Raw genomic sequence first — 6,450 nt, 5'->3', positions numbered from 1 at the left:
AGCACCGTAAACTCGACAGTCAATTCGTCACCGTCCTTGCCGCCGTGATAATCGGAGGCCGCATTATTCACGCGATCAACATGGCTGCCTAGAAAGGTGGCAGCGTAAAACTTTGCCGCCTTCTTCGCTTCGCCGTAACCACACCGTAAACAGTTGATGATCTCCGTCATTGTGTGTCTCCTTATCATTGGCTGTTGGCACTTGCGCTTTTAAAGCGCGGGCTAAAATTGGTTTTGTTGATCCGTAAAGATTTAAATTGTTTCAGCTATAAGAATCATGCCGCCGCCACCATTGATAAGGGGCGGTTTGCGGCGTGCCTTCGGGCGCATCTTCCCAGTTTTCCTGCCGGCCAAGAGGCGTCAAATCGAGCAAAGTCCAGACTGTACCGAGTGTCTCAACCCCGCGCCCGGTTGTGTAGTATGTGCGGTAGATATCCGTGCCATCGCGGTAAAAAACATTCAAACCGAAACCGGACGTCACGTTAAAATCGGTGTTAAAACTGTCCTGCGTCTCATACCAAGGCACCGACCAGCCCATATGTGCGCGGAACGCTTCTATCTCTTTGATCGGAGCTTTGGAGACAAAAACAAGCACTGTGTTGCGCGCCCGCAGATGCGACAGATGCGGCATCTGGTCAGCCACCATGCAACAGCCTTCACACGGGCTTGGGTCATTGGGCTTTAGCATATGGTGATAGACAATAAGCTGCGCATAATCGCCAAACAGATCAGCCAAGCCCGCAGGACCGTCAGTCCCCATGAATGCATAATCTCTATCCACCTTTATCCATGGCAACCGCCGGCGCTTTGCCGCCAATCGATCCTGAGCCTTGGTCAGCTCTTTTTCTTCTAAACGTAAATCGGCAAGCTCTCTGCGCCAAAGTTCAGGCGCCAATGTCCGACGGGTGATCCCGGAAATCGTTTTTGTTTCATCATATAAGTTATCCGTCATGGTCATCCTCCTCATCAACCCGGCGTATGTTTGGTCTGTTACTCTTCAAACAGTAAGAGTAAATAACGTTTGAGATGCTCGACGCTGCTGCGTGCAACGGCACCGTCCCCGGTCGCTTTGGCCAGAATAAATGCTCCTTGAAGAACAGCCTGTGTATGAGCGGCGAGACTTGCCGGCGTAAAATCACCGTCAACCCCTCGATCCCGCATTGCCGCCTCAATATCCGGCTCCAAGGTTGCTGCATGGCTTAAAATGCTCGCGGCACAGGCATCACGGATCTCTGGGTTCGAGCCATAGATCTCCTGCGTCATAGTGCCGACAAGGCAAGTAAACTGGGCAATATCGCCTTCAATAATATCTTTGCGAAAATCGATGTAGCCTATCAAACGCTCAACGGGATCATTGAGATTGTGGTAGGGAGCATCGGCGAAAAAAGCACCGGTCGTAGCTGACCAGTGCTGTGCCGCCGCGATACCGAGTTCATCCTTGCTCTTGAAGTGGTGGAAGAATGCCCCTTTTGTCACACCGGCCGCAACACACAGCTCATCGACAGTCGTTGCGGTATAGCCTCGCTCACGAATTAGCAATAGCGCCGCATCGAGCAGTTTGAATTTCGCATTTGGTTTCGCAATTGGTTTCGCAATTGGTTTCGCAATTGGTTTCGCAATTGGTTTCGCAATTGGTTTCGCAATTGGTTTCGCAATATTCTTTGTCATCAAATTCCTCTTTTAAAAACATACCAACTGGTTGGTACTTGTCAATGTACTAAAATGATGAGCCTATGGCAGGGTTCTATAAAACAGTTGGTCCAGATAGCGGAATAGCAAGCTGGTTAAATTTGTAGGGGTGGATTTAAACTAACTCCGACTGACGCAGCTCTTCGACATCTGGATGAACTGCATCACTAAGTGAAGGTTGTTCCGCATAATCTAAGGAGGATTTTGATCATAAAAAAAACCGCCAGCTTTTTGTGCTGACGGTTTGATTTGTTTGCAGGAGGAGGTTTTGAGCTGCTAGCCGTTGCTGCGGCAGTTGTATTTTGCTTGAGCAAAATCAACGAGAGCAGTTCAGGTTATGATCATGAATACTGAGAGCGGTTCAGCTTATGAGCCTTTATAAGAGTTTAGGCTTCGACGATGCTGTTTTTAAACTTTTGCCCCTAACGCCCTGGGCCTGTGTTTTTACGAAGGTTTTAGCGCATAAAAAAAACCGCCAGCTTTGTTGGCTGACGGTTTTGTTTTGGTTGCGGGAGCAGGATTTGAACCTGCGACCCGTTGCTGCGGCAGTCGCATTTTGCTTGAGCAAAATCAACGAGAGCAGTTCAGGTTATGAGCTTACATAAGTGGAGGTAGTATCTAGTTTTTGGCAGCCCTAAACGCGATGAGCGTGTTTTTTTGCGGAGGCTTTTGGTCATAAAAAACCGCCAGCTTTATTGGCTGACGGTTTTGTTTGGTTGCGGGAGGCGGTTTTGAGCTGCGACCCGTTGCTGCGGCAGTTTTATTTTGCTTGAGCAAAATCAACGAGAGCAGTTCAGGTTATGAGCTTACATAAGTGGAGGTAGTATCTAGTTTTTGGCAGCCCTAAACGCGATGAGCGTGTTTTTTTGCGGAGGCTTTTGGTCATAAAAAACCGCCAGCTTTGTTGGCTGACGGTTTTGTTTTGGTTGCGGGAGCAGGATTTGAACCTGCGACCCGTTGCTGCGGCAGTCGCATTTTGCTTGAGCAAAATCAACGAGAGCAGTTCAGGTTATGAGCTTACATAAGTGGAGGTAGTATCTAGTTTTTGGCAGCCCTAAACGCGATGAGCGTGTTTTTTTGCGGAGGCTTTTGGTCATAAAAAACCGCCAGCTTTGTTGGCTGACGGTTTTGTTTTGGTTGCGGGAGCAGGATTTGAACCTGCGACCTTCAGGTTATGAGCCTGACGAGCTACCGGGCTGCTCCATCCCGCGTTAAAAGCGCAGCTTTTGGCGCTGCCTCGCCAATAGTGATGTTAGTATCGTAATGAGAAGACATATTGTCATTTGCAGACCTGGCAGCGACCTACTCTCCCGTGCCTTAAGACAAAGTACCATCGGCGCTGGGGCATTTCACGGCCGTGTTCGGAATGGGAACGGGTGCAGCGACCCCGCCATAACCACCAGGTCAGCAAAGGACAATATGTAAGAAGCTGGCCTACAATTTTTGCAAAGCAAAAATGCAAGTGCGTCGCCAGATGTATTTTGCGGAACGCAAAATCATCGAGAGACAATTTTTAGTATTGTTTTGGCTTGTTTCACATCCGTGAACACAAGCAATGAGAATGATGAAGTCGATCGAGCTATTAGTAATGGTAAGCTTCACACTTTGCAGCGCTTCCACACCCATCCTATCAACGTGGTGGTCTTCCACGGCTCTCAGGGAATACTCGTTTTTAGGCTGGTTTCCCGCTTAGATGCCTTCAGCGGTTATCCATTCCACACATAGCTACCCTGCAATGCTGCTGGCGCAACAACAGGTCCACCAGTGGTGTGTCCATCCCGGTCCTCTCGTACTAGGGACAGATCCTATCAATATTCCTACACCCACGGCAGATAGGGACCGAACTGTCTCACGACGTTCTGAACCCAACTCACGTACCGCTTTAAATGGCGAACAGCCATACCCTTGGGACCTGCTCCAGCCCCAGGATGCGATGAGTCGACATCGAGGTGCCAAACAACCCCGTCGATATGGACTCTTGGGGGTCATCAGCCTGTTATCCCCGGCGTACCTTTTATCCGTTGAGCGATGGCCCTTCCACGCGGGACCACCGGATCACTATGACCGACTTTCGTCTCTGCTCGACTTGTCAGTCTCGCAGTCAGGCGGGCTTATGCCATTGCACTCGACGAACGATTTCCGACCGTTCTGAGCCCACCATCGCGCGCCTCCGTTACTCTTTAGGAGGCGACCGCCCCAGTCAAACTACCCACCACACACTGTCCCGGATCCGGATAACGGACCGCGGTTAGATATCCACGAAGATAAGGGTGGTATTTCAAGGATGACTCCACGCGAGCTGGCGCCCACGCTTCAAAGTCTACCACCTATCCTACACATGTCTTGGCGAATACCAGTGTGAAGCTATAGTAAAGGTGCACGGGGTCTTTCCGTCTAACCGCAGGAACCCCGCATCTTCACGGGGAATTCAATTTCACTGAGTCTATGTTGGAGACAGCGGGGAAGTCGTTACGCCATTCGTGCAGGTCGGAACTTACCCGACAAGGAATTTCGCTACCTTAGGACCGTTATAGTTACGGCCGCCGTTTACTGGGGCTTCAATTCGGAGCTTGCACTCCTCCTCTTAACCTTCCAGCACCGGGCAGGCGTCAGACCCTATACGTCGCCTTACGGCTTCGCAGAGCCCTGTGTTTTTGATAAACAGTCGCTACCCCCTGGTCTGTGCCACCCTCATCTACTTGCGTAAACAAGGGTCACGCTTCTTCCGAAGTTACGCGTGCAATTTGCCGAGTTCCTTCAACATAGTTCTCTCAAGCGCCTTGGTATACTCTACCAGTCCACCTGTGTCGGTTTCGGGTACGGTTTATAGTGGAGGAGCTATTTCCTGGAACAACACCGCCGCCAACTCAATCCGATAAGAGCTGACGACTTACGTCATCCGTCACTACCTCCAAGTACAGGAATATTAACCTGTTTCCCATCGACTACGCCTTTCGGCCTCGCCTTAGGGGCCGACTAACCCTGCTCAGATTAACTTTAAGCAGGAACCCTTGGACTTTCGGCGAGGGAGTCTCTCACTCCCTTTATCGTTACTCATGTCAACATTCGCACTTCTGATATCTCCAGGAGCCCTCACGGGTCTCCCTTCACAGACTTACAGAACGCTCTGCTACCACGCACACAAAGTGTGCATCCGCGATTTCGGTGTGTAGTTTTAGCCCCGTTACATTTTCGGCGCAAAGACCCTTATTTAGACCAGTGAGCTGTTACGCTTTCTTTAAATGGTGGCTGCTTCTAAGCCAACATCCTGGTTGTTTTGGGATCTTCACTTCCTTTCCCACTTAACTACAACTTGGGGACCTTAATCGACGGTCAGGGTTGTTTCCCTCTCCACGACGGACGTTAGCACCCGCCGTGTGTCTGCTGAGCAGTACTTCCAGGTATTCGGAGTTTGGTTAGGATCAGTAAGACGGTGAGTCCCCATTACCCATCCAGTGCTCTACCCCCTGGAGTATTCACTCAACGCTCTACCTAAATAGATTTCGCAGAGAACCAGCTATTTCCGAGTTTGATTGGCCTTTCACCCCTATCCACAAGTCATCCCGACACATTGCAACGTGTATGGGTTCGGTCCTTCAGTTGGTGTTACCCAACCTTCAACCTGCTCATGGATAGATCACTCGGTTTCGGGTCTAATGCAACGAACTTGGCGCCCTATTCAGACTCGCTTTCGCTACGCCTACACCTATCGGCTTAAGCTTGCTCGTTACATTAAGTCGTTGACCCATTATACAAAAGGTACGCCGTCACCCTTGCGGGCTCCGACAGTTTGTAGGCATCCGGTTTCAGGTACTCTTTCACTCCCCTTGTCGGGGTGCTTTTCACCTTTCCCTCACGGTACTTGTTCGCTATCGGTCATGCACGAGTACTTAGGCTTGGAGGGTGGTCCCCCCATGTTCGAACAGGATTTCACGTGTCCCGCCCTACTCGAGGACAAAGCTTCGCATTACGTGTACGGGGCTATCACCCACTATGGCCGAACTTTCCAGATCGTTCCACTTAACTTAACTTTGCCACTGGCCTGGTCCGCGTTCGCTCGCCGCTACTAACGGAGTCTCGGTTGATGTCCTTTCCTAAGGGTACTTAGATGTTTCAGTTCCCCTCGTTCCCTTCTTAACCCTATGTATTCAGGTTAAGATACCTTTTAGCGATACTTAGAAATCTGTACTGCCCTCAATCACGGCAAAACCGCAACATCCGGCAAAACAGAATTTCTAAGTATCTAAGGTGGGTTTCCCCATTCGGATATCTATGGATCATAGCGTATTCGCAGCTCCCCATAGCTTTTCGCAGCGTATCACGTCCTTCATCGGCTGTGCATGCCAAGGCATCCACCAAATGCCCTTCTTATACTTAATCATTCTCATTGCTAATATACACGGCTGTGTGCCAACCGCTTAAAAAAGCAATGCTTGCCAACATCTCCCGCGCTTGAGTTCAGGAAATGCCGGCGAAAAGACCAGCTTCTTGAGATAAATCCGAGGCCGCGGTTAAACAGACCATCATAATGCTGCACTTAGAGCAAGTAACAGCGACATAGCATCAAAGATGCTATCCGGATCAATCTTCTCTTTACAATATGGACATAACAGGCAGTCAATCTTGCGATTAAATGCAAACTTTTTACTTCTTCTGAATGATAATTTTAACAAACAAGCCGGACTGCGCTAGGCATTCTCGCCATTTCGCTAAAGCGAATTGGCTGCCATGCTGCAACATCCGAGCACGCCACCATTTTTTA

Annotated in this window: 3 protein-coding genes, 1 tRNA gene and 2 rRNA genes; all 6 read right to left on the bottom strand. The window is 49.8% G+C overall.

Features of this window, described 5'->3' with window-relative positions:
• Nucleotides 1-170, bottom strand: a 170-nt coding sequence (locus SU32_RS13670) for a VOC family protein (protein WP_201454955.1), incomplete at its 3' end; no start/stop codon positions are given.
• 91 nt (nucleotides 171-261) lie between these two features.
• Nucleotides 262-951 (bottom strand): DUF899 domain-containing protein, encoded by a 690-nt coding sequence (locus tag SU32_RS13665; protein WP_082376757.1) that lies wholly within the window; start codon nucleotides 949-951, stop codon nucleotides 262-264.
• 38 nt (nucleotides 952-989) lie between these two features.
• Nucleotides 990-1,667, bottom strand: coding sequence for a TetR/AcrR family transcriptional regulator (locus SU32_RS13660; protein WP_082376756.1), 678 nt, complete (start codon nucleotides 1,665-1,667; stop codon nucleotides 990-992).
• Between the two features lie 1,155 nt (nucleotides 1,668-2,822).
• Nucleotides 2,823-2,899 (bottom strand) — tRNA-Met (locus tag SU32_RS13650).
• A gap of 78 nt (nucleotides 2,900-2,977) precedes the next feature.
• Nucleotides 2,978-3,092 (bottom strand): 5S ribosomal RNA (rrf, locus tag SU32_RS13645).
• A gap of 157 nt (nucleotides 3,093-3,249) precedes the next feature.
• A 23S ribosomal RNA gene (locus SU32_RS13640) occupies nucleotides 3,250-6,068 on the bottom strand.
• Nucleotides 6,069-6,450: the final 382 nt, after the last annotated feature.

It is taken from the genome of Ahrensia marina (assembly GCF_001293565.1).
In the GTDB taxonomy this organism is placed as follows: Bacteria; Pseudomonadota; Alphaproteobacteria; order Rhizobiales; family Rhizobiaceae; genus Ahrensia; species Ahrensia marina.
The sequence above is the reverse complement of the archived record's forward strand: the minus strand, read 5'-3'. Positions and strand labels throughout refer to the sequence as shown.

Coding starts and splice junctions, on each gene's coding strand:
- SU32_RS13665 (WP_082376757.1), bottom strand. CDS start 951: ATGACGGATAACTTATATGATGAAACAAAAACGATTTCCGGGATCACC.
- SU32_RS13660 (WP_082376756.1), bottom strand. CDS start 1,667: ATGACAAAGAATATTGCGAAACCAATTGCGAAACCAATTGCGAAACCA.